Annotated in this window: 22 protein-coding genes; all 22 read right to left on the bottom strand. The window is 36.8% G+C overall.

The window, feature by feature from the left end:
- Positions 1-5: 5 nt before the first annotated feature.
- The 22 genes from FFM61_RS04455 to prmA all read right to left on the bottom strand — a co-directional run bounded on the left by FFM61_RS04455 (position 6) and on the right by prmA (position 23,727).
- Positions 6-728, bottom strand: coding sequence for a YebC/PmpR family DNA-binding transcriptional regulator (locus tag FFM61_RS04455; RefSeq protein WP_074427474.1), 723 nt, complete (start codon positions 726-728; stop codon positions 6-8).
- A gap of 52 nt (positions 729-780) precedes the next feature.
- On the bottom strand, positions 781-3,321 hold the full coding sequence (recD2, locus tag FFM61_RS04460) for an SF1B family DNA helicase RecD2 (protein WP_074427473.1): 2,541 nt from the start codon (positions 3,319-3,321) through the stop codon (positions 781-783).
- Entirely contained in the window at positions 3,302-3,970 is a 669-nt protein-coding gene (locus FFM61_RS04465) for a tetratricopeptide repeat protein (RefSeq protein ID WP_074427472.1), read from the bottom strand. Before FFM61_RS04465 ends, recD2 begins: the two co-directional genes overlap by 20 nt.
- 17 nt (positions 3,971-3,987) lie before the next feature.
- Complete coding sequence (locus FFM61_RS04470; protein WP_074427471.1) at positions 3,988-4,650, bottom strand: histidine phosphatase family protein; 663 nt, start codon at positions 4,648-4,650, stop codon at positions 3,988-3,990.
- Between the two features lie 96 nt (positions 4,651-4,746).
- Positions 4,747-7,539, bottom strand: coding sequence for an isoleucine--tRNA ligase (gene ileS, locus FFM61_RS04475; protein WP_074427470.1), 2,793 nt, complete (start codon positions 7,537-7,539; stop codon positions 4,747-4,749).
- A gap of 281 nt (positions 7,540-7,820) precedes the next feature.
- Positions 7,821-8,462: a DivIVA domain-containing protein gene (locus tag FFM61_RS04480; protein ID WP_074427469.1), complete on the bottom strand. Its 642-nt coding sequence runs from the start codon at positions 8,460-8,462 to the stop codon at positions 7,821-7,823.
- Between the two features lie 14 nt (positions 8,463-8,476).
- Positions 8,477-9,262, bottom strand: coding sequence for a YlmH family RNA-binding protein (locus FFM61_RS04485; protein ID WP_074427468.1), 786 nt, complete (start codon positions 9,260-9,262; stop codon positions 8,477-8,479).
- Between the two features lie 8 nt (positions 9,263-9,270).
- The gene (locus FFM61_RS04490; RefSeq protein ID WP_074427467.1) at positions 9,271-9,534 is read right to left on the bottom strand and encodes a YggT family protein; all 264 of its coding nucleotides are present in this window, start codon (positions 9,532-9,534) and stop codon (positions 9,271-9,273) included.
- An 11-nt stretch (positions 9,535-9,545) separates the two neighbouring features.
- The gene (locus FFM61_RS04495; protein WP_074427466.1) at positions 9,546-9,998 is read right to left on the bottom strand and encodes a cell division protein SepF; all 453 of its coding nucleotides are present in this window, start codon (positions 9,996-9,998) and stop codon (positions 9,546-9,548) included.
- 11 nt (positions 9,999-10,009) lie between these two features.
- Positions 10,010-11,257 carry a cell division protein FtsZ gene (gene ftsZ, locus FFM61_RS04500; RefSeq protein ID WP_074427465.1) on the bottom strand — a complete coding sequence of 416 codons (1,248 nt, stop codon included), beginning with the start codon at positions 11,255-11,257 and terminating at the stop codon, positions 10,010-10,012.
- A gap of 29 nt (positions 11,258-11,286) precedes the next feature.
- On the bottom strand, positions 11,287-12,675 hold the full coding sequence (ftsA, locus tag FFM61_RS04505) for a cell division protein FtsA (protein WP_074427464.1): 1,389 nt from the start codon (positions 12,673-12,675) through the stop codon (positions 11,287-11,289).
- Between the two features lie 108 nt (positions 12,676-12,783).
- Positions 12,784-13,758: a cell division protein FtsQ/DivIB gene (locus FFM61_RS04510; protein WP_074427463.1), complete on the bottom strand. Its 975-nt coding sequence runs from the start codon at positions 13,756-13,758 to the stop codon at positions 12,784-12,786.
- A 30-nt stretch (positions 13,759-13,788) separates the two neighbouring features.
- A complete protein-coding gene (murG, locus tag FFM61_RS04515) occupies positions 13,789-14,886 on the bottom strand; it encodes an undecaprenyldiphospho-muramoylpentapeptide beta-N-acetylglucosaminyltransferase (RefSeq protein WP_074427462.1) in 1,098 nt (365 codons plus the stop codon).
- A 2-nt stretch (positions 14,887-14,888) separates the two neighbouring features.
- Positions 14,889-16,250, bottom strand: a complete 1,362-nt coding sequence (gene murD / locus FFM61_RS04520) for a UDP-N-acetylmuramoyl-L-alanine--D-glutamate ligase (RefSeq protein ID WP_074427461.1) — start codon at positions 16,248-16,250, stop codon at positions 14,889-14,891.
- A gap of 63 nt (positions 16,251-16,313) precedes the next feature.
- Complete coding sequence (gene mraY / locus FFM61_RS04525; protein WP_074427460.1) at positions 16,314-17,309, bottom strand: phospho-N-acetylmuramoyl-pentapeptide-transferase; 996 nt, start codon at positions 17,307-17,309, stop codon at positions 16,314-16,316.
- A gap of 35 nt (positions 17,310-17,344) precedes the next feature.
- Positions 17,345-19,528 (bottom strand): penicillin-binding protein, encoded by a 2,184-nt coding sequence (locus FFM61_RS04530; protein WP_083194481.1) that lies wholly within the window; start codon positions 19,526-19,528, stop codon positions 17,345-17,347.
- A gap of 1 nt (position 19,529) precedes the next feature.
- Complete coding sequence (gene ftsL, locus FFM61_RS04535; RefSeq protein ID WP_074427459.1) at positions 19,530-19,919, bottom strand: cell division protein FtsL; 390 nt, start codon at positions 19,917-19,919, stop codon at positions 19,530-19,532.
- Between the two features lie 22 nt (positions 19,920-19,941).
- On the bottom strand, positions 19,942-20,886 hold the full coding sequence (gene rsmH / locus FFM61_RS04540) for a 16S rRNA (cytosine(1402)-N(4))-methyltransferase RsmH (RefSeq protein ID WP_074427458.1): 945 nt from the start codon (positions 20,884-20,886) through the stop codon (positions 19,942-19,944).
- A 39-nt stretch (positions 20,887-20,925) separates the two neighbouring features.
- Positions 20,926-21,360: a division/cell wall cluster transcriptional repressor MraZ gene (gene mraZ / locus FFM61_RS04545; protein ID WP_074427457.1), complete on the bottom strand. Its 435-nt coding sequence runs from the start codon at positions 21,358-21,360 to the stop codon at positions 20,926-20,928.
- A gap of 270 nt (positions 21,361-21,630) precedes the next feature.
- A complete protein-coding gene (locus tag FFM61_RS04550; protein ID WP_074427456.1) occupies positions 21,631-22,011 on the bottom strand; it encodes a hypothetical protein in 381 nt (126 codons plus the stop codon).
- Positions 22,012-22,030: 19 nt separating this feature from the next.
- Positions 22,031-22,774 (bottom strand): RsmE family RNA methyltransferase, encoded by a 744-nt coding sequence (locus tag FFM61_RS04555; protein WP_074427455.1) that lies wholly within the window; start codon positions 22,772-22,774, stop codon positions 22,031-22,033.
- Positions 22,774-23,727 (bottom strand): 50S ribosomal protein L11 methyltransferase, encoded by a 954-nt coding sequence (gene prmA, locus FFM61_RS04560; protein WP_074427454.1) that lies wholly within the window; start codon positions 23,725-23,727, stop codon positions 22,774-22,776. Before prmA ends, FFM61_RS04555 begins: the two co-directional genes overlap by 1 nt.
- Positions 23,728-23,871 lie beyond the last annotated feature (144 nt).

The raw sequence follows: 23,871 nt of genomic DNA on the forward strand, positions 1-23,871 counted from the left end.
TTGAGTTATTCAGCTGTTGTATAAACGACTTGAACATCTTCGTTTTCTTCAAGCTCAGAAACTAATCCAGCTAATGATTCTTGCTTATCCTCAGGAACTGCCATTGGATTTTGTGCAACCATTGTAACTTCATCGTTACTGAATACATAACCTTTTTCTATTAGTGCATCACGTACTTCTGGAAAGGCCTTTGGTTCAGTATAAATTTCAAATTGATCATCAAATGTTTTCATGTCATCTGCACCAGCATCCAACATATCTTCAAACAATTGATCCTCATCAATTTCAGTATCTTCATCACGCTCAATTTCAAGGTAACCCTTACGATCGAATTGGAATGCAACTGATCCTGATGTTCCTAATTCACCACCAAAGTGCTTGAATGAAGCACGAACAGATGCAGCTGTACGATTAGTGTTATCTGTTAAAGCTTCAACTAAAACAGCAATACCAGCTGGTCCATAACCTTCATAAGTTAGTTCTTGATAGTTAGCACCATCTGCACCAGAAGCCTTATCCAAAGCACGTTGGATATTATCTTTTGGCATGTTGGCTGCTTTTGCTTTGTCGATAACCAAACGCAAACCTGAGTTTGAATCTGGGTCAACACCACCTGATTTAGCTGCCGTGTACAAATCACGAGCTAACTTTTGGAAAATCTTACCACGCTTCGCATCTTGGGCGTTCTTACGTCCTTGGATGTTATGCCATTTACTATGTCCTGACATTTCAGAAACCCCTTTTCTATCGAAAATTTATCGTCTTATTATACCATATAAATTAAGTGTTTGCCAGTTTTTCATTATTATTCGGCATAAAATCATATGGTGTTAATCCTTCTAACCCAATATTTGGATCAATACCATTTTGTTCAATTAATGCCATTGTCAACACAATATCCTTGGCCGCCGAATTATTTGGCACGTCTTTATCTTGCAAACTAATATCATCATGTTGACCATCAGTCACAACAGGTTCACTCACCTTTAATATCTCTTGTTGTGCGATTTTAGCTGGTTGTGTCTCATCTTTTTTCCCAGTCGCATATTCTATAATACGCGCCTGTAAATTTGTATGTCGATTCACACCTAAAGTTACAACAGCTTTTTGATAAGCACTTAGTTGGCCAATTAACACAAGTGATTCACTTGCCCGCGTAAGGCCTGTATACAATAAATTACGTTGTAACATTCTAAAAAAAGCATCTACAAGTGGCATAATGACTAATTTATATTCAGTCCCTTGTGATTTATGAATTGTTGTGGCGTAAGCTAGCGTAATATTTTGCCAGTTTTCGCGCGTATAAATGACTTCACCTGTATCAAAATCAACTACCAATTTATCTTTTTTATCAGGGTTTGTTTTATCCTTAGCTAATAAAACACTCGTGATATAACCAATATCACCATTAAAAACATTGTTTTCTGGATCATTAGCTGTTTGCATCACTTTATCACCAACACGATAATTAAATGATTGCTTATCTTTTTTTATATTGATAGATTTTTTCTTACTTGTTGCTGGGTTAAAAATATTTTGAACAATTTCATTCAAATGATTTACGCCCGCTTGTGTCCGGTACATTGGTGCCAATATTTGCATATCAGCAACTGAATTACCTTTGTTTTTCCAGCTTTCAGCAATTTTTTCAACTAATTTTGGCACTGTATTAACATTAGCAGGAAAAAATGACCGATCAATTTGTTGTTCGGTAAAATCAGCTGGTAATCGGCCATTTTTAACGCCATTTGCCAACGAAATAATTGTAGAACCCTTTCCTTGGCGATGGATAGTTTCTAATTCACGATAATTTAATAAACCACTCGCCAATAGGTCATAAAAAACACGTCCTGGCCCCACAGATGGCAACTGGTCTTTGTCACCGACTAAAATAATTTGCATGTCTGCTTGAACAGCTAATAATAATATTGCAAATAGTTGCGTATCAACCATCGACATTTCATCAATAACTAATAAATTACCTGATATTTCTTCAATATCAATATCATTAATATTGGCCTCACGCCCTGTGATACCTAATAAATGATGTATTGTGGTTGCTACCATTCCAGTTGATTCTTGTAATCTTTTAGCAGCTCGACCTGTGGGAGCTGCTAAATGAATACTATCATCAATTTGATCACTTTTTAGGCCATCAGCTCGTAATAATTTTTTTAAAGTTGCGACAACACCACTAATAATTGTGGTTTTACCTGTTCCAGGACCACCTGTCAAAATAAATAATTGATTAGTTAATGCTGCAATAATTGCTTCTTTTTGTGTCACATCATAGTCAAAATCGTTAGCAGACTCGACCTCATTCAATACATCTACGACTTGTTTACGTGAATAGGTAGACTTACTTTGTTGTGTTAAATTAACTAAACGTTCAGCTATTTGATTTTCTGCTTCATATATTTCTTGGATGTAAAAATAATTACCATCAACAACTACAATCCCCTCAGTGGTTAAAGTTAACAACGCTTTTTTTAGCAACTCATCATTCACAATTGCTTGTTGCCCTTTACCTAACAACGCTTTAGCACTGCTCAATAATTCAGGTAGCACCATATAAGTATCGCCCGAATTAAAAGTTTTATTGTTAATTGTCTCAATAACACCCGCTTTAATCCGACGCTCATCTAAAGGATCAATACCTTCTTGTAAAGCAAACTGATCAATTCGTTTGAATGATACGCCATCGATATCTCTAACCAACTGATATGGATTATCTTTTAATATTTGTAATGTACTCTTTTGGTATTTTTGATATATAGCCATCGATAAAGTCGATCCAAAACCGAAATCATTTAAAGCGATAATCGCACGTTCCATCCCATCAGCTTTAGCCAATTTATCAACAATGACTTGTTGCAATTCCTTTGAGATATGTAGATTCTTTAATACCTCAGCATTATCTAAAATTAATTCAATCGCATTAACACCCAATTCGTCAACAATTTTCGTTGCCGTTGCTTTTCCAACGCCAGGAAAGTTTTCACTAGATAGATATTTCACTAAACCTGATGCCGTACTTGTTGCTTGTCGATGATAATTATTAGCAATAAATTGTATACCGTAACGAGGATGCTCTTTTAATTGACCAGTAAATTCATAGCTAGACCCAATTTGAATATCCCCAAAACTACCAGTAATGGTTATCTCATCATCATTAAAATCAAAATTTTTATCAGAAATTTCAAGTCGTAATACTTTATAAAACGAATCTGATGCTGAAAATAAAACTGTTTGTAGTTGACCTGTGACTTGAGGAATTAAAACCATTTCATCTTCTAACCTATCATTCTGACTTGGTCCCATTCTTCTGACTCCCTAACATAATTGTGATTAATTCATCGAGCCGGCTAGCATCTTGTTGATATTGTTTTGAATCAATTTGCTTAGCCTTCATTAACCATGAATTGTCTTTAGGCATCGTTACTTGTGTAATCAGGCCTAAGCCAAAGTTGGCAGCATAATTTTTTTCATCTAAGTGCAGTACTGTTTCAAAAACTTTTTTTGCATTTGACAAGTCGCCTAAACTCAACCAAATATTTCCTAGTAAAACTTGAATTTTTAAATCATGCGCATTTTGCTGAACAGCGGTCAAAGCAAACACCAGTGCTTGTTTAAATTTATTTTGTGCATAAAAGCTTTGTGCTTGCATCACAATTGCATCATATTGTAATTTTTTAGACGTAATTTTATCAAAAAAAGTCGCAGCTCGTGCGTAATCAGCCGCTGTATAATAAACATTTCCAGTTGCATATAATAACGCTTGTTGTGCTTGATCATTATCTTTAAACAATGACAAACTTTTTAGTGCTAATTCTTCAGCCGTAACCAGTTCATCAGTAACTGTTAATAAACTTATCAAATCAACATATGCCTGCCAATGATTTGGATTTTTAGAAATATCTTTAACTAAATCTTGTATATTTTTTTGTACCTTATCATTTACCTTAGACATTTGCTTTCTCCATTTATTTAAATTGTATTCAATTCACTAGCTAACTCATCTAAATAACTTGTATCATTACGCAATAATTCCGTAAAATTTTGCCCATCCGTTGTTTCCAAAATCGAAGTACTTGTATTTCCCAAGCCACCACGATCACGCAAATGAGCAAGTGGTATATTTAATAGCCCACCCATTCCTGTCGTCAAGGCTGCCCCATGACTAAAGAATATTAAGTTAACATCTGGTCCGCCATACATTGTAACTGCTTCTTGAACCGCCATTTTAAAGCGTGCTTGTACTTGTGGAAATGTTTCAGCCCCTGATACTAAAGTCGCATCAAATTTTTCTGGATGATGGCGTGATGCTTCGTACATCTCTGCCCAATTTTGTTTAACCTCATGAAAAGTTTTACCTTCCCAAATACCAAAAGAAAACTCTTTTAGACCTTCTTGCACAGTTAGCGCTGGTTTGTGATCTAAATAAGCCAAAGTCTGTTCAGCTGTATCTACTGCACGCTTAATCGGACTTGTAAAGGCATGTTTAAAATTAATATGCTGTAAATGTTGCCCCAACTTGATAATTTGATCAGTCGATTCTGGTAATAATGGTGAATCGCCGCCGGATCCTTGAAACCGTCCTTCAGCATTCCAGACAGTCTTTCCGTGGCGGATAAAATATAATTTCGTCATGCAGTGATTCTCCAATCAAATTTTAGGTTATTATCTTTTATTATAATCAAAAAAACGATTAGAAACAAAAGTTCTAATCGTTTTACTGTTAAAATTTTATTCTAATCCTTCTGTCAAAGCTTCTGGGAAGTTCTCACGCACAATTTTTGCTTCGTGAGCTGATAACATTGGGAAATCTTTATCTGTCCCTAAATCAGTATGATACATACGATCACGAGGTGACACGTCACCCACTGCATGATCTATCTTAACTTGGTATCCATTATAACTTTGTGAATCAGCCGGTGCATCAGCAATATTCTCTAGATGTAATTGTGACACAAGCAACAAGATGCGAACATCTTGATTTAATGATGCAACCATCTTAGACTGCTCATCTGTTAGGTACAATGTTAACGCAGCTTCAGCAGGCTTACCAATTAATTTAGCATTACGAGCTACTTCTAATGCCTTATTAGCGGCATCACGAAGTGTCATGAAAGCATCCCAATTAGCAAATAATGCTGTATTATCACCTAAATCTTCCACTTCAGGCATATCAGTTAGATACGCAAAGTCTTCCGTTTCGTATGGTAGATACTCAAAGATTTCTTCTGCCGTATGTGGCAAAATTGGCAAAATCAACTTATCCAAAGCTACTAAAATTTTGTACAAAACCGTTTGCAATGAACGACGGACATGCCCATTTGGCGCTTCAACATACAAAATATCCTTAGCGAAATCTAAATAAAATGCTGATAAATCAACGTTAATGAAGTTAATCAATAACTTATGAATTGCTTGGAAGTCATAAGCATCATAGGCCGCCTTAAATTCTCCAACTAGTTTATTAAAGCGTGTATAGAAATATTGGTCAACAGCTGTCATATCATCATGATTCACAGTGTCTTCACGCGGATTGAAATCTGCTGTATTTGCTAACAAGAAACGCATCGTATTACGAATCTTACGGTAAGTTTCAGAAGTTTGTGCCAAAATATCCATTGATACACGGACATCAGCTGACGTATCAACTGATGTTACCCACAAACGAATAATTTCAGCACCCATTTGCTTTATCACTTCGTTTGGTTCAATCGTATTACCAATTGACTTTGACATCTTTTCACCGTTACCATCCAAAGCAAATCCTTGTGAAACAACTTGCTTATATGGTGCCTTACCAGTAACTGCAACTGATGTAATAAGTGATGAATTAAACCAACCACGGTATTGATCAGAACCTTCCAAAACTAATGTTTCAGGGAATTCTAAGTCTGGACGTGTTGCCATAACCCCTTGATGAGAAGTTCCTGAATCAAACCAAACATCCATGATGTCCGTTTCTTTAGTGAACTCACCATGTGGTGAATGCTCATTTGTATAACCATCAGGCAACAATTCTTTAGCATCACGTTCGAACCAAACAGTTGAACCATGTTCTGCAACTAAATCAGCGACATGATCGATAATTTCTGGATCAACAATAGCTGTTCCATCTTCAGCATAAAAGATTGGTAGTGGTACACCCCATACACGTTGACGAGAAATAACCCAGTCACCACGATCACGAATCATATTGTAAAGACGCTTCTTACCCCATGCTGGCTTAAATGTTACATCATCTAAGGCATCCAAAATATCTTGACGGAAATTATCAATTGAAGCAAACCATTGTGGTACAGCACGGAAAATAACTGGCTTTTTTGTACGCCAATCAAATGGATAGCTGTGTGTAATTGGTTCTGATTTAACTAGTGCATCGACATCACGTAATTTTTGCAAAGAAATTTCATTAGCATCTTCATAGAAAACGCCCTCAAAGTCTGATCCAGCCTCAGCTGTCAAATAACCACGATCATCAACATTCATAACTGGTTTAATGTCATAACGTTGACCTGTCATGAAGTCATCTTCACCAAATCCTGGTGCCGTATGCACCAAACCAGTTCCAGTATCATCGGTCACATAATCAGCCAAAACAACTAAAATGTCACGATCCATATATGGATGCTTAGTGACCATGTATTCAAGGTCTTTACCTTCAAATGTAGCCAAAAAATTTGGTTCTTTCCAACCAAATTTTTCAGCTAGTGCAGGCAACAAAGATTCAGCAATTAAGTATTTCTTTTCTGAATCAGCTAATTGTACTTGTACATACTTAAAGTCAGGATGCACAGCAAGTGCTTGTGAAGCTGGTACCGTCCATGGTGTTGTTGTCCAAGCAATCATGTACGTATTTTCATCAAGTAAACCTTTACCGTCTTTTACTTTTTCTGAAATGAAAGCAGATTCTGAAGTAACATCGTGATACTCAATTTCAGCCATTGCCAAAGCAGATTCAGATGACCATGACCAAAAGACTGGCTTCTTGCCACGATAAATCAATTGACGCTTGGCCATGCTACCAAATACACGTAGTTGTGCCGCTTCAAATTCTGGTTGTAGTGTCAAATAAGGATGATCCCAATCTGCCGAAACACCCAATCGTTTGAAATCTGCCATTTGCTTTTTGACTTGTTTATGAGCAAACTCATCCGCCATTTTACGCCAAATAACTGGACCAACTTTTTTACGATCCTTACCAGCTTTAGTCAGTTGTTGCTCGATTGGTAATCCATGGGTATCCCAACCAGGTACATATGGTGCATAAAAGCCATTCATTGACTTATAACGAACAATAATATCCTTAGAAATTTTATTCATTGCGTGACCAATATGAATGTTTCCGTTCGCATATGGTGGACCATCATGAAGCATGAATGATGGCTTACCTTCATTCATCTTTTGACGACGTTCATATACTTTATTTTCAAACCAAATATTTTCGCGTTGCAATTCTGTTTGTGGTAAATTACCACGCATGGGAAACTTAGTCTTACCAAGGTTTAATGTTTTCTTGATCTTCATAATTATTTCCTGTCCCTTCTTTGAAATATGTTTATTATAAATTATGACTGAAATAAAAACGTTCCACATTAGTCAAATAACCAATGCGGGACGTTTTTGTACGTGGTACCACCCGAATTCACAGTTTAAAATAGCTAAACTGCCTCTTCAAAATATGTGTACTAATTTTCTGCTGATAAATATAATTCGTTACCATCTTAGGCTTTCACCATCCCCTAAGTCGCTAGTCAGAATAAATTATATCGTTTGGTCAGAAACTCTATGCTATCTATAATAGCTAATTACTTATCTTTATTCAAGAAATTTTCTGAATCTTCACTATCTTCTGGGAAAATAACAACTGTTTCAGTATCTTGATTTACTTGAGCAGTCTCTTCTTCAGTTTGTTGGGGAATTGCTGCTGCTGAAGGTTCTTGGTAGGCTGCAGGTGTTTGGAAAGCATTCCATTCATCAGTTTGTACCATATCTAATTGTGCGCGTAGCAAGCCCTCAATCTTAGCTTTAAAGGCACCCATTTCTTGATCCAAGCCTTCTTTTTCTGCAACCAATGATTCATTTTTAGTTTGTGAATCAGTTAATAGTGCATTAGCCTTTGCATTAGCTTCCATTACAATTTTTTGTGCTTCAGCTTGCGCTTGTTGTAAAGCAGCCTCAGCCTCAGCTTCAGTTTGCTTTTTCAAACGATCTGCTGCTTCTTGTGCAATCAAAATTGATGAATTAACTGATTGTTTCATTTCTTCAACTTGCTTTGCATTTGCATCAGCTTCAGCCAATTGTGTTTTTAAAGTCTGATTCTCTTGTTGCAAAGAATCAAAGTCATCCACAATTCGATCCAAAAAGTCAGTAACTTCTGTCTTGTCATACCACTTGTTACGACTTGTTGTAAATTCTTTTGCATGAATTTCCTGTGGGGTTAATGTCATGAGATGTCTCCAATCTATTTTTTAATTACTGCCAGTGTTAAACGCCATTTATCTTTTTTCGTTAAACCATTGAGTTCATTAAGCTTTAATCGCCCATAATGTCTTACGGAAATTAAATCATTAACCGCTAAAACATAATCTGGTTTATTAATTGTTGCCCAATTTACCTTAACCAAATCATGTTCAATCATTTCTTTAGTATGGCTTCTAGAAATATTATACCCATTTGCGACAATACTATCTAGTCGTAACGAGCTAACAGTTGTATTAACTATCACCCAATCATCATTAATAACCGTCATATCATTCTCAGTAACTTTTTGAAAACGTACTTTTGTTTTTCCAATGCGATCCAAATGACTCAAAATAAATGTGCCCATTTCTTGCGTGGTACTAAAATACCATGTCTCAGACTCACCTTTAATGATATCACCTATACTATGCCGTGCAATACCATTATGCATCAATGTACCTAAAATTGTACTATGATGTAGCATTGTGAATTTTTCTGGGTATTTAACTTGAATTAACATTACCTCAAAATCAATTGCATCTGGTTCATAATAGCTTGGCGCAATTAATAAACGCTTATTTTCTGCACTCGAATACCCACCAGATTCAAATATTTTAATATCATCTTGCTGATTAACGAGCGTCGTTACAATATAAATTTCTCTTGGGTTTAAAAAATTCGTCAGAACTGGACGATACTCATCCAATACCTGACGAACCAAACCCTCCGCTACATTAAGAAACGTGGTTTCATTAGAGCGGAAATGTTGTGCTATATTATCAACCATAAATTTCTCTATATCATTGTTTGAGCAATAGCTCGCAATCCCATTTCAGCAGCTTGTAATAAAAGCAATCCCACTAAAGGTGTGAAATCAAACATACCGACTGTTGGAATAAAACGACGCAACGGGTTTAACACTAATCCGGCAATTTTTCCTAGTAGTTGACCAAATGACGATTGTTGTGCCCCAGGTAACCAAGACATCAACACCCAAATCACAAGCACAAATTCTAATGCTCGAAGTAGCAAATTCAATAATCCAAGGATTGTTGCCATATTACCACCTATTAATTAAATTGTTGTCCAAGATTTTGAGAAATAGTGCCTGAAATCTCAAAATTATGTGGTGTTGCTAAGAAAATACGCTCACCAACACGTTCAATCGTTCCATCGACTGCAAATGCTGTACCACCCAAATAATCTAAAATGCGTTTACCAGTATTTTCATCAATTGATCCTAAATTGACAATCACTGCTTCACCACCAAGTAATTGGGTAGCAATCGTTTGCGCATCAGCATATGTACGTGGCTCATATAATGCAATTTTAGCTGGCTCACCTCTTGAACCGTCCATTTTAATAACATTTGCACGACGTTCATTTGTTGGACGAGTGGCATTGTTATTATTAGATTCAGTAAAATTAGATTTTTGCTCATCTTGACCCTCTTCAGACTCCTCGTCCTCATAGTAGTAGTTATCTTCACCACCAAAAATATAATCTTTAAATTTAAATGCCATAACCGAACTCCTTACTTATCACCACGCTTCATCCAATTAAAGTAAGCTGGACGTTCAATTTCTTCATCAGCTGAACTTGATTGGGCTGGAGCTGGTTGTTGTGCCTGTGGTTGTTGCGTAGGGGCAGTTGATTGAGCAGGCGCACTTTGTTGTGGTTGCACCTTATCTGTTGGTGTTCCCCAATCAGCAAATGGATCGTTGTTAACCACTGGTTGTTGCGCCTGTGGTTGCTCAGGTGCTACTGATTGAAATGGACTAGCTTGTTGTGTTGATCCTAAATTAATTTCTGGACGTGGTGTTTCAGGTCGATCAATACCAGTTGCAATAACTGTCACAACAAGGTCGCCTTCCATTTCCATATCAATAGTTGTACCAAAAATAATATCAACATCAGTACCTGAAGCTTGTGCAATTGTTTCTGAGGCTTCTTGTGCCTCAAATAATGACATGTCTGCACCACCCTTAACAGATAGCAAGACATTTGTTGCACCTTCAATTTTTGCTTCTAACAATGGCGATGCAATTGCCTTACGAGTTGCTTCAGCAGCACGGTTTTCACCAGATGCTGAACCAATTCCCATCAAAGCAGTTCCTTGGCCAGCCATTGCCGTCTTAACATCAGCAAAGTCCAAGTTAATGATTCCAGGCTTTGTAATCAAATCAGAGATACCTGAAACACCTTGTAGTAAGACATCATCAACCATCTTAAAGGCTTCCATAATTGGCGCCTTCTTATCAACAATTTGCAACAAATTGTTATTTGCAATAACGATTAATGTATCGACGTTTTCCTTTAGCTTTGCTAGACCTTCATTGGCTGACTTACCACGGCGAGGTCCTTCAAAAGAAAATGGACGAGTGACAACACCAATTGTCAAGGCACCAGAATCTTTTGCAATTTTTGCAATAACAGGTGCTGCTCCAGTACCTGTTCCACCACCCATACCAGCAGTAACAAAGACCATATCAGCCCCTTGCAATGCTTCTGTTAATTCTTGTTCGCTTTCCTTGGCTGCAGCTTCTCCAACTTCAGGACGAGCACCAGCACCCAAGCCACGAGTAGCTTTTGAACCGATTTGAATCTTATTTTCTGCTGAAGAACGCTCAAGAGCTTGTGCATCAGTGTTGGCAACGATGAATTCGACGCCTTCTACGCCATCAGTTACCATTTGATTAACGGCATTACCACCACCGCCACCAACTCCGATAACTTTAATTGTTGCACCATATTCTTGGTTCATGTCCATTTGAAAATCCATGTTGAACTCCTTTTTTATTAATTTATGAATTAGTCAAAGAAATCCTTAAAGAAAGTCTTAATTCGATTTTCCTTCTTAGGTTGTTCTTCATCAGTAAACGCAGTCGTTTCATCTACCTCATCTTCAATTTGAAGGTTGGTTTGTTGGGCGACTTTTGGTTGTTGTTGCTTTTGTCTTAGTTTTTGCTTTGGCTTTTCAACTGTATTTTCATTTGCTAACTGTGGCATTTTGTTTTGTTGTCCTAAAACAACTAATGGTAACCCATATAAAGCCTGTTTAACAATCAATTGAATAGGTGTTTGTTGGGCTGCATAATGGACTAATGCCCATGCACCAGCGTACCCTGGATGACGTAACCCAATATCATTAGGTGTAAACAATTTTGTTTGCACCTTATAGCTTGCATGAATTGCTTCAGGAATTCCCCGTAAAGCAGCGCCACCACCAGTTACAATAACACCACCAGGCATTTGAAATGCACCGACCATGTCGAGCTTTTCACCAAGCTTACCTAATATTTGCATAATTCTTGCTTCAATAATTTGAGCAAGTAACTGTTCTGAAATTTGTTCAGGTTCTTCAGCACTAATTTTCTTAATTACTAATTGATTGTCTTCTTGTGATAACTCCGAAATTGCAAAACCAGAATCGAGTTTTAACATATCTGCATCACGTAAGCCAAGCTCAAGTACAGCACTAATATCGCGCGAAATATTATCACTTCCAGCTGGGAAAGAAGATAAGAATTTCAATTGATGTTCATGAACGACTGTTGCTGACGTTTGACCAGCTCCCATATCTAGTATGATGGTCCCAAATTCTTGCTGACCATCATCTAATAATGTCTTACTATATGCTAATGGTGCTAAAACAAAATCACGTAGTTTTAGACCAGCCTTACTAATTGCAAGGCGCAAGTTCCCCATAACATTACGTGGTGCACTATATGCAATGCCATTCATCGTAAGACGCATTCCAACCATGTCATTGGGATCTTGAATACCATCAAAATCATCAACAACAAATTCAGTTGGAATTAATTCAACTACTTCACGATCTGCAGGCAATTGGATTTTTACTGATTCTTGAACAGTATTGGCAACATCTTCATATGAAATATGTTGACTATCCTTAACCGTTACAGTTCCCTTAACGTGTTGAATTTGAATATTACTTGCAGGCAAGCTTGCGACAACTTCAGTTATTGGTTGTTCAATTTGCTCATTTATTTGTGCTACTGCTTGACGAATATCAGTTGCTGTTGCATCAATATCCACAACAACACCCTTCTTGACACCGTGTGAAACAGACCGACCAACCGCTACAATATTAGCTTGTTGATCTCTAACATCTGCTGCTAGCACTTTAATGGTGTCAGTCCCCACATCAAGACCAACAATTAATCCATGGTTGGCCATCTCAATTCCTCCTTTTGACTACCATACAAAAAGTTCATTTTAATAAACAATTCTTTAAGAATAATACCATACTTTAGGGGCAATCTTCCATACCTGGGCTTAGTTTTATTACTTATATGGCTTAAAATATGCACCAACTTGTAAATCTGCTTGCCCAGCTTGGTCTAATTGTGCCACCATTCCTGGATAATACTTCATTTTTTTCGATAATTCATTTGCACTAATTAAAACTTCATTACCATCATTCATATAAATTAATAAACGTTGATTATTCTGTTCAGTCGGTGACCACACAATTTCAGACACTGCATGTCGCAAAGGCATCGATAATTCACCAAATTCTGCCAATGTTTTATGTAATTGTTTTGCAGACGTAAATCCATCATAAAGTGGTAATCCACCTACTTGTTGCTCACTCACTTCGCGATTTAACATATCCCCATTTTCTAAAATCGGATAATATTTATTCCCTGCTTTTACATAACCAACTTTTAAAATTTCGTCAACTTTAATTTGCAAAGTATTATCTGATTTTAGCGTTAATTTCAAATGCGCAATCTGTGGATTTTTACTTTTAGCTTCCTGACTAAAATAATCACTTTGATATAGCGTCGTTAACAAAGGCTGTCCTTTTTGTAATCCCGCCGCTTTTAAAATAGCTTTATCAGATAGTTCTTGTGTCCCAACAACATCATATTTTTTTACTTGACTAGCGGGGGAAATTAAATAGATTAAACCTGCTGCTACAATTAATAGGACAACAATTGTTTTAAAGGCCCGCCATTCATGTGGAAATAAAAGTTGTTTCCATTCAATTTGTCGACCATTTTGTGAATTCTTAGTCTTTGTTTTATCATTGTCTATATTCTGATCAGTTGGTAATGGTGTTAATTTATCTGATTCATTTGCCTTCTTCTTATTGGCTTTAATGCGCCTCATTTTTGACAATTTTTTTTCTTTACCAGACAATTTTGTCTTCGATGACCCATCGTCTCCAGATAATAGTTCATTTAAATGAGTTTGAATATCCGGAGAATTCGCATTGTCTTGTTCATTATGCGGATTTTCTTTTTTCTCAGTCATCGCAATCTCCTACATTTCTTCACACAAGTCCTACTGAATGGCACTTTTGATTAGGCCAATAAATTGATCAGCTGCATCAGATACACCCATTTTCATAGCTGCATTAGCCATAACTTGACGCTTATTGTCATCAGTCATCAATTGATCAATCGTTGCAAACAACGTTGTACCTGATAATGAATCTTCTGTAATCATCTCAGCTGCACCTGCGCTAGCCAAACTACGCGCATTCTTAGTTTGATGATCGTTAGTAACATAAGGGCTAGGAATCAAAATCATGGGTTTTCCTAAAGCAGTTTGCTCAGCTAAACTCGTTGCACCTGCACGACCAACAACTAGTGATACCCTAGGCATCAATTGCGGCATATTACTAATATAAGGAACAACTGCAACATTTTTAGCTACCGTAATATTTTTTTCTGTCATTTGCTGTTTAACATCATCATACCGCTTAGACCCCGTAACAAAAATAACTTGATAAGGTTTATCAGCAAAGTCATTTAAAGTTGCTACCATTGATGCATTAATCTTAATCGCCCCCTGTGAACCACCAAATACTAATACGGTTGGCACCTCTGCTTTCAAGCCAATTTCATCCCAGTTAAAGCTCCCTTGACCATCCACTACCTCTTGTGCACGTGGATTACCAACAACCGTTGCTAAATTATCTTTAAATGCCGGTAATGCTGCTGGAAATGCAACACCCACCTTGGTCACTTTACGTGCCAAAAATTTATTTGTGACACCGACTACTGAATTTTGTTCATGAATAACAGTTGGGATTCCCATTTGCTGTGCTGCATACAATACAGGTCCTGATACATATCCACCAGTTCCAACCACAACGTCAGGTTTAAAAGCTTCTAAATACTTTTTTGCTTCACGCGTTGCTTTTAAAAATAAGTAAATGGTTTTAACATTATCAAGAGATAATGAACGATGAAATCCTTGAACACGTAAAGGCTTAAAATCAAAGCCAGCATCTGGAACAATATTTCCCTCAAGACCACGTTGGCTACCAATGTATAATACTTGGGTGTTTTTTTCCTGTGCCATTAATCGTTTAACAGTTGCCAATGCTGGATAGATATGGCCACCAGTTCCACCACCAGATACAATAATACGCATGTTTAAGCCTCCTTATTTTTTTCTTGTGACTGTGCTACTTTTTTAACAGCAGTAACAAACAAATTACCACGGGTTTCAAAATCAGGGAATTGATCCCATGAAGCTGCTGCTGGTGATAACAAAATCACTTCGCCAGGTTTACTTTGCAAAAATGCAGGTTGCACAGCATGTGGTGCATCTTGTGCATATATAACAGGAATATTTAGTTGTTTACCAACTTGTGCCAATTTATCAGCCGTCTGACCGAATACAATTAAAGTTTTTACATGTTCTCTCATTGCTGATAGCAATCGCATCTGATCATCGCCGCGATCTAGGCCACCAGCTAATAGTACAACCGGTTCATTAAATCCAGATAAAGCCATCTCAGTTGCTTCAATATCGGTTGCTTTTGAATCATTATACACTTTTCGACCATCAAAATTACCAATGTATTGTAGGCGATGTTCAACCCCTGAAAATTCACTCAGTGCTTGGACAATATCTTTCGTAGGTACTGACATCAATTTACCTACAGCAATTGCTGCTAAAGCGTTATCAATATTATGCTCACCCGGAACACCCAACTCACTTGCAGCCATAATTCGTTCTTGTTGGTAATATAATGCATCTGCCTCAAGATATGACCCAGCTTGACTATTACCTTGCCGTGAAAATGGAATAACTTGCGCTTTCGTTTGTTGTGCCAAATGACGCCATTCCTCTGTATCATAATTTACAACAAAGTAATCATGAGATGTTTGCTGATTTGTAATGTTCATTTTCGCTGCAACATAATTTTCACGACTACCATGAAAATTCAAGTGTGATGCAAAAATATTTGTCAAAACTGCAATATGCGGTTTAGGTTGTGGCATCCCCATTAATTGAAATGATGATAATTCAGTTACCAAAACATCCTCTTTGGTCATTGTTGGCGCAACTTCACTGACTGGCACACCAATATTACCAGCAACTAAAACATGTTTTTCAGCTGTTGATATTTTTCGTAACACTGATGCAATCATTTCTGTTGTCGTGGTTTTACCATTAGAACCTGTTACGGCAACCCAATTATCTAAAATATATTTTTGTGCCAAAGCAACTTCCACAATAATTGGAATTTGTCGTTCTCTTGCTGCTACTAAAATAGGAATTGTGTATGGAATACCTGGATTTTTCACAATTAAATCAATACCGGTCAACAATGCGTCCGATTGTTCAGTCGTAAATTGCGCTCCCTTTTGTTTTAATGCGACAACTTTCGCATCAGTTTCGTCTAACTTGGGATCCGAAACGATTACATGGGCCTCTTCTTTTAATAATAAGCTTGCCGCAGCCGCACCAGAACGAGCAAATCCAATGATTAATACGTTTTTATTCATTATTTAGTACCTCTTTTTAGATATGTATATGGGGGTAACCCCCATGAATGTTTTATTATGTGTTTAATAGAACCAAATAAGAAAGTAGATAATAGCCATAACTAACCCAACGCCCCAGAAAAAGAAATTAACCTGCCATTCATTCCAAGGTTTATTAGTATTACCGGTTAACCCGCCTTTTTCAAAACTATGATGAATTGGCGTCATCAAAAATATGCGTTTCTTAAAGAAATGAAAGCTGGTTACTTGGATAATGACACTCAATGTCTCCACCATAAAAACAAAACCGATAATCAACAATGACCATTCATGATGTAACACCAATGAATTCATAGCCAAGCCCGCTCCCAATGCAAGTGAACCAGTATCACCCATAAATATTGTTGCTGGATAATGATTAAAGACTAGAAATCCTAGTAGAGCTCCTATCATCAAAGCGTCTAACAAAATCATTGTTGTATCACCTTGAACAATTGCAATCACTAAGTAGGCAATATAGGCAATGATTGCGGTCCCTGAAGCCAAACCATCTAAACCATCAGTTAAGTTGGTTGCATTTGACCATCCCACCAGCCAAAAGATTGTAAATAAGGTATACACAACGATACTGTGCAACTCACCTAAACCAAATGGTAAGGTTAGGAAAAAGTCGAACTTGCCAATAGCCAAAACAAGGACTCCTAAAATAGCAGCAGCAATTTCGGAAAATAATTTTGGCAAAAAGCGTAATCCCTCATCACGGTGATTAAATACCTTAATACTGTCATCAAAAGCACCAACAATTGCAAATACAATAATGGCAATTAAAGTGGCCCATCCAGTTGATCCTGTATTTTTAGTAACAAACGATAGTAAAATAAACCCAATCACGATTACTGGAATAAAAGCAGCACCTCCCATTGTTGGTGTGCCAGCTTTTGCAGCATGATCTGGTTCATGTTCACCTGTTCGCATGACCATCTGCGCAACCTTGATTTTTTTAAACCAATCACGTAACCGTGATACTACTAATACCGTAACAATAAGACTAAATACTAGTCCCAGTAAAAAAGTCGACATTCGACTACTCCTCTCACTCACATGTGTTTCTATTTTTATTCATTTGGCTTTTTAAATTCAACTGTAATCTCATGATATCCATCAGATAGAGCTGTTCCCTTATTTAACGACTGTGTGGTTACAAATCCATTACCTTTAATAATGGCCTTTACATGCGCCATCTGTGCCCAAGATAAGACATCGCTTTTTGCCCAGCCATGCATATTCGGTACAGTAATATTTTTACCAGTGTTTAAAAAGACACGTTGATCAATCAGTGATTCATCACCAGCCATTGGCGATTGTGATTTAACCGCATCACCATCGCCCATAATAACTGGTGTTAGATGATTTGCTTTAACTTCTTTACGAGCATCACTAATCGAACCACCAACAACCGTTGGTACTTTAACTTGTTGGTTTTCACTCACAACAACTTTGTTATCATTATCTGATAAATCTAGTGCTTGTTGCATATTAGTCTTGAAAACATCTGACATATCTTTGGTAATATTTTCAGTATTTTTCTGCGGTTGTTTTGTCACAATATACATCAAATACCTTGAATTATCAGACGGTGCCATCCCCATCCATGAATGAATTTCATCACTGTTATTACCAGGTGCTGAGTATCCAAGTGCAGTTGCAATTTGGGCAGTACCTGATTTACCAGTTGTTTTAACATTTGGAATTGCATAATCCTTACCTAAACCATGTTCTGAATAGATAACATCTTCTAATTGCTCACGTGTTGCCTTAGCCGTTTCCTTACTAATTGGTTTACTAATAACATCCGGCTTTGGTTGTGAAACAACTTTCTTTGTATTCGGATCAACAATTTTTTCAATGATTTGTGGGCGTAATTCCTTACCATTATTTGCAATAGCTGAATATGCTTGAATCATTTGCAAAGGTGTCACTGAGATACCTTGACCAAAAGCCGTATTGGCTTGTTCAATTGGATACTGAAATTGCATGTTTCCAACTGCTTCATCTTGAAATCCTGATTTAGTTGACTTTAAAAATTGGAATTTATTAAGATATTTCTGCCATGTTTTTGGTCCCATCTTTTGCTCCGTTAAGGCCATTGCCACATTGGATGATGCTGCAATTCCACGGGCATAACTAATGGTTCCCCATCCTTCACCATTATTCCAATCAGTAACTTTTTTATTACCAATTTTAAGTGTTCCAGATTTATAAAGGGCATTTGGATTCCAATTATCAGTGTCAATTGCAGCAGCTAGTGTAATTCCTTTTAATACAGACCCTGGTTCAAATGCTGTACCATACAACTGATTAGTCCATAAGTCACCTAATCCTTCACCTGTCTGAGCATTGAAAGTTGGTCGCTGCGTTGTGGCTACAATTTTACCTGTTTTTGTATCCATCATAACGGCTATTGCAGCTTTGGGCTTCATGTCATCAGATAATTGCTGCATGCTTTTTTCAAGGTTTGATTGTAATTTCATATTAATCGTTGTGTAAACGTCATAACCATTTTTAACAGCTAAGTTTTTCTTTGAAACACTATGATCAGTAGAATCCGTTGACGTTGTTTTGACACCATTACGACCAGTCAATTTTTTATTCCACGATTGTTCCATTCCTGAAATACCAGAAATTGTTTGACCACCATCGCGATGCTCTTTTTTAGTAATACCAATCAAGTCTGATGCAAATGTACCATTCGGATAAAGTCTTGATTCACTACTCGTAAAAGTCAATCCAGGAATATTCATACTCTTCAATTGTTTATATTTTTGAACACTCAAATTTAAACCAGCTGTACCAAATTGGACTTGCTGTAGCTTACTTTTACGTCCATTTTTTATAGATGTTTCATAAAAATCGGCTTCACCACCAAGGACACCTGCTAGTTGCTTACCAACTTTAGCATCCTGCGTTTTTTTAACGTACATTGGGTTTCCTTTTGCTGATTTTTGATTTTTATCTAATACAGCAGCCAATGTATACGTTGTTGAGGACTCTGCTAGGGAATTACCAACTGCGTCAAAAATTTCGCCACGCTTTGCAGGAATATCATTTTGACTTTGATAAATTAGTTGCGCTGCTTGGTCTAATTTGTGACCTTTTACCTCTTTTGTGATTGAGATACTAGAAAAACGGATTCCTAACACAACCAACACACCTATCATCAATATAAGCAAAAGTTTACCTGTATTGCGACTATTTTTATCCGCTTGGTTACGTTTTGGCATCCGTTGTTTTTTTACCATGCTACTTTACGTTCCTTATATTTTGATTTTTCAGTGTTAACCCATTTTTTTCAGCAATACTGTTTAATCGTTTAGGGCTTGATAAATCACTGACTTGTTGCTTCAATGTATTGTTTTTATTGCGCACTTGTTCTAGCTGCGCTGAAGTTGCTGCTAATTGTGTATTCGTTGTTGTGCTTTTATTTGCCATAAAAATCACTAGAAATGCAGCTGCAATAATAGTCACTACCACGGCACCAACCATAACTAAATCCATAGCATTCCACTTAGGTTTGGCTAATTTTATTTTCTTAGCTCTACTTTGACTATTAGTTTTTATTTTTGGTTGGTTAACTGGTTTACTAACGACATTTTCATTGTAATTATTACGGTATTTTGGCAGTCCGTCCATAATAAGCCTTCCTCTATCAGTTTTACTTGATTCTTTCAATAACGCGTAGTTTAGCAGAATGTGCCCGACGATTTATCGCTAGTTCTTCTTCGGAAGGCAAAATAGGCTTACGTACGACTAATTTAAAATCAGGTTGCATTTCTTCTGGAATAATCGGCAAACCAGATGGTAAGTCTGGAATTGTTACTTTTTCTTTAAACATTGTCTTCACTAAACGATCTTCTAATGAGTGGAAGGTAATCACCGTAATGCGACCATTAACGTTTAACATATCTAACGCTTGCGCTAACGAATCTTCTACAGCACCTAACTCATCATTAACAGCAATTCGAATTGCTTGAAAAGTCCTTTTAGCTGGATGTCCTCCCTTGCGCCTTGCAGCAGCAGGGATAGCAGCTTTGATAATATCTACTAATTCAAATGTCGTTTCAATTGGTTTAATTTCACGTTCATGTTCTATTTTACGAGCAATCTGCTTAGCAAACTTCTCTTCACCATAACGTGAGAAAATGCGCAATAACTCATGAAATGACCATTCATTAACCACTGTTTGCGCTGTTAATGCTTGTGATTGGTCCATACGCATATCAAGTGGGGCATCATAATTATATGAAAAACCACGTTGGCCATCATCGAATTGTGGTGATGAAACACCCAAATCATACACAATGCCGTCAAACGATGGTACGCCATTCTCAACTAGTGCATCATTAAGATTACGGAAATTAGTTTGAATGAAATTAACTTTACCTTGTGATAATTCGCTTTTAAGATGTTCCTGATTAAAAGTAATTGCGGTTTCGTCTTGATCAAATGACCATAACTTACCGGTTGTTAATTTGCTTGCTAATAATTGCGAGTGACCGCCACCACCAAGTGTCGCATCAACATAAACGCCATCTGGTTTGACATTTAATGCCTCAATCGCTTCTTTTAATAACACTGTTACATGTTTAAACTCTGTCATTGGCTTCTTTGTTCCCTTCAAACCTTTTTCGAACTAATATTAAAACTCTAGTTCTTCCAATCCATTTGCAATGTCATCAAAATTTTCGGCAGTATTATCTTCATATGTTTGCCACTTTTCAGTGCTCCATAATTCGAAAATATTATCACCCATTCCAAAGACTGTTACGCTTTTTGTTATTTGAGCATAACTACGCAATGTTGGTGAGAGATTGATACGTCCTTGTTTATCAAATTCAACTTCAACAGCACCCCCAAAAACAAACCGCTTAAATTGGCGCGCTTTAGTATTTGTTTCAGGTAATGCATTAATTTTTTTTGAAAAGTCTTGCCATCCTTCAAGCGTATAGGCACGTAGCGAATGATCCATCCAACGTGTAATCACAAAAGATTCACCAAGTTGATTACGAAATTTTGCCGGAATAATTAGCCGATTTTTAGTATCTAATACATGTTGAAAAGTTCCCATGAACATCAGCCAATCCTCCTTTATAAAAATTCGTATTATTAATGAATCCAGTACACCACTTTGTTTAACAATTCAATACTCTTAATTTACCACAATATCCCACTTTCAACCACCTTTCCCCACCATTATCCACCATTATTTTCAATAGATTTACCTACATAAATATTGATATATAGGGGCGTAATCGTTTTTTTGACATAATTCTTACAATTGTGGGTATTTTTAAACACAAAAAAGCGTTATCAGATAATCTGATAACGCTTTTTAAGCTTAAATTTAAACTTCTCGAAAACCACCGTCAACTGAAATTTGTTTTTCAAAATCCAGCTCTTCTTCTTGGCCACTTGTAAAGGCAAAAATTTCGATAATCAAATATAAGATTGCTAAATAATATCCATAGAAAGCCGAATTAATTTGCAACCAAATTGATATCAAATAAATAATTGGCCAAACAAGTAGTAACGCCCAATTAGATCCAGTTCGACGTAAAAACATTCCTGTTAGTACACTAAATAACATGTTAACAATGAAGAGTGACATAATTATTTTAAAGTTCACAGTCAATGCTGTTTTATTCAAAATATAAGGGAGTAATATACCCAAAATTGGCATCCAAATCCAAAATCGCCAATCAAAAGTTTTATTAATTTTTTTCATCTAAAAACCTCTATATTTACTATTTATTTAATTCCATAACATAACTTAATGTACTTAGCGCATACATTGGCGCTGTCTCAGCTCGTAAAATCCGTGGTCCTAAGCCAGCGGCTACAAAACCTTCCGCTAACAAGTAGTCAATTTCTGCCGGTGTCAAACCACCTTCAGGACCGAATAGAAAACAAATCGCATCGTCTGGCTGCAAAGCCTGTAATTTTTGTACTAATTGACCTGTTTCACCCTTTTTAGCACTTTCTTCCCAAGCGACTATTTTAGTCATTGCTTTTGGTAATGACAACTCTGTTAGTTTAGGAACATACGTCACATCAGGTATCTTTAACCGATGTGATTGTTCTGCAGCTGCAGCTGCTATCTTATTTAATCGCACTATTTTTTTAGCTGCTTTTTGGCCCCAATGCGAAACAGACCAGTCTGTTTCGACAATAATTATATGATGTGCACCTAATTCAGTTGCCTTTTGAACAACAAATTCTGATTTATCTCCCTTAGCTAATCCAATAATAATGGTGGTATCTACTGGTAATTCAACAGCTAATGTTTGCCGGGATATGATGGTCATCAACACATAATCATCATGTAATTCTGCAATTTCACCGATGACGACATCCTGACTGTTGGGTAAGACAAACTCAGCTTTAGCCCCTTCACGACTGCGTAGGACTGTTATAAAATGGTGAGCTACCGTTTCAGGCAATTTAAATTGTTGACCCGTTGGTGTTTCGTCTAAAAAATATCTTTGCATTAATTGTCCTCGCTATTAAATTTAGCAATAATACCGTACCAATCACCTAACTTCATTGATTGTTCAACAACTAATCCATTTTCTTGCAAATCAAAAATCATCTTATCACGTTTATCATAATAAATACCCGATAATAATAATCGTCCATTAGGCTGTAGAACATTACCTACATTTGGTATCAATAACTCTAATACTTCTGCCAGCATATTAGCAATAACGATATCATACTTTTGGTTTGGTACATCATTTAATAAATCACTAACCATTAACTGCATATCAGCTACTTGTGGATTTAGATCAACATTACCTTGTGCTGATGTCACTGCAACGTCATCAATATCCGTTCCCAAGATATCACCAGCGCCTAATAAACGGGCTGTAATTCCTAATACACCAGAGCCAGTTCCAACATCAATAACTGTTTCACCACCACGAACAACCACTTCCAGTGCCTGTATCATTAATTGTGTGGTTGGGTGCGTGCCCGTTCCAAAAGCCATACCTGGGTCTAAAACAATGACTTGTTCATCCTTTTGTATTGGTTGATAATTCTCCCACTTTGGGACAACGGTAATATGTCTTGTAACCCGTACTGGATGGTAGTATTTTTGCCATTCCGTCGCCCAGTCGTCTTCTAAGACAGCTTGAACTGTCACCGTTCCAGGATGTGCATCTAACCCAAAATCAGATAACTCATCTACTGATGATTGTATTTTATTCGTTAACAATACCAGATCAGTCTCATTAGCAAAATAACCACTTACACTAGCTCCAGATGTACGATGAACAATATCTTCCGCTTTAACCATCACTGTTGCATCTGCTGGTTGATAATGATCTAATTCAGCAGAGTCATCAATTTCAACACCTTCTGCACCATTAGTCATTAAAATATTACTAATTGCTTCAATCGATTCTGTTTGTGTTTCCACAACAATTTTTTGCCAACTCATGAACATCCCTCGTTTATATTAATTTAATTAAGAATACCACAAAATGATATTATCGCCCACATACTACCAATAAAATAAAAAAACAACCATAATTTTTGGTTAATCAAACTTAACTCATTAGGCGTTGCCTGCTAATCATTGAGT

The sequence above is a fragment of the Weissella hellenica genome (assembly GCF_005405545.1).
Classification (GTDB): Bacteria; Bacillota; Bacilli; order Lactobacillales; family Lactobacillaceae; genus Weissella; species Weissella hellenica.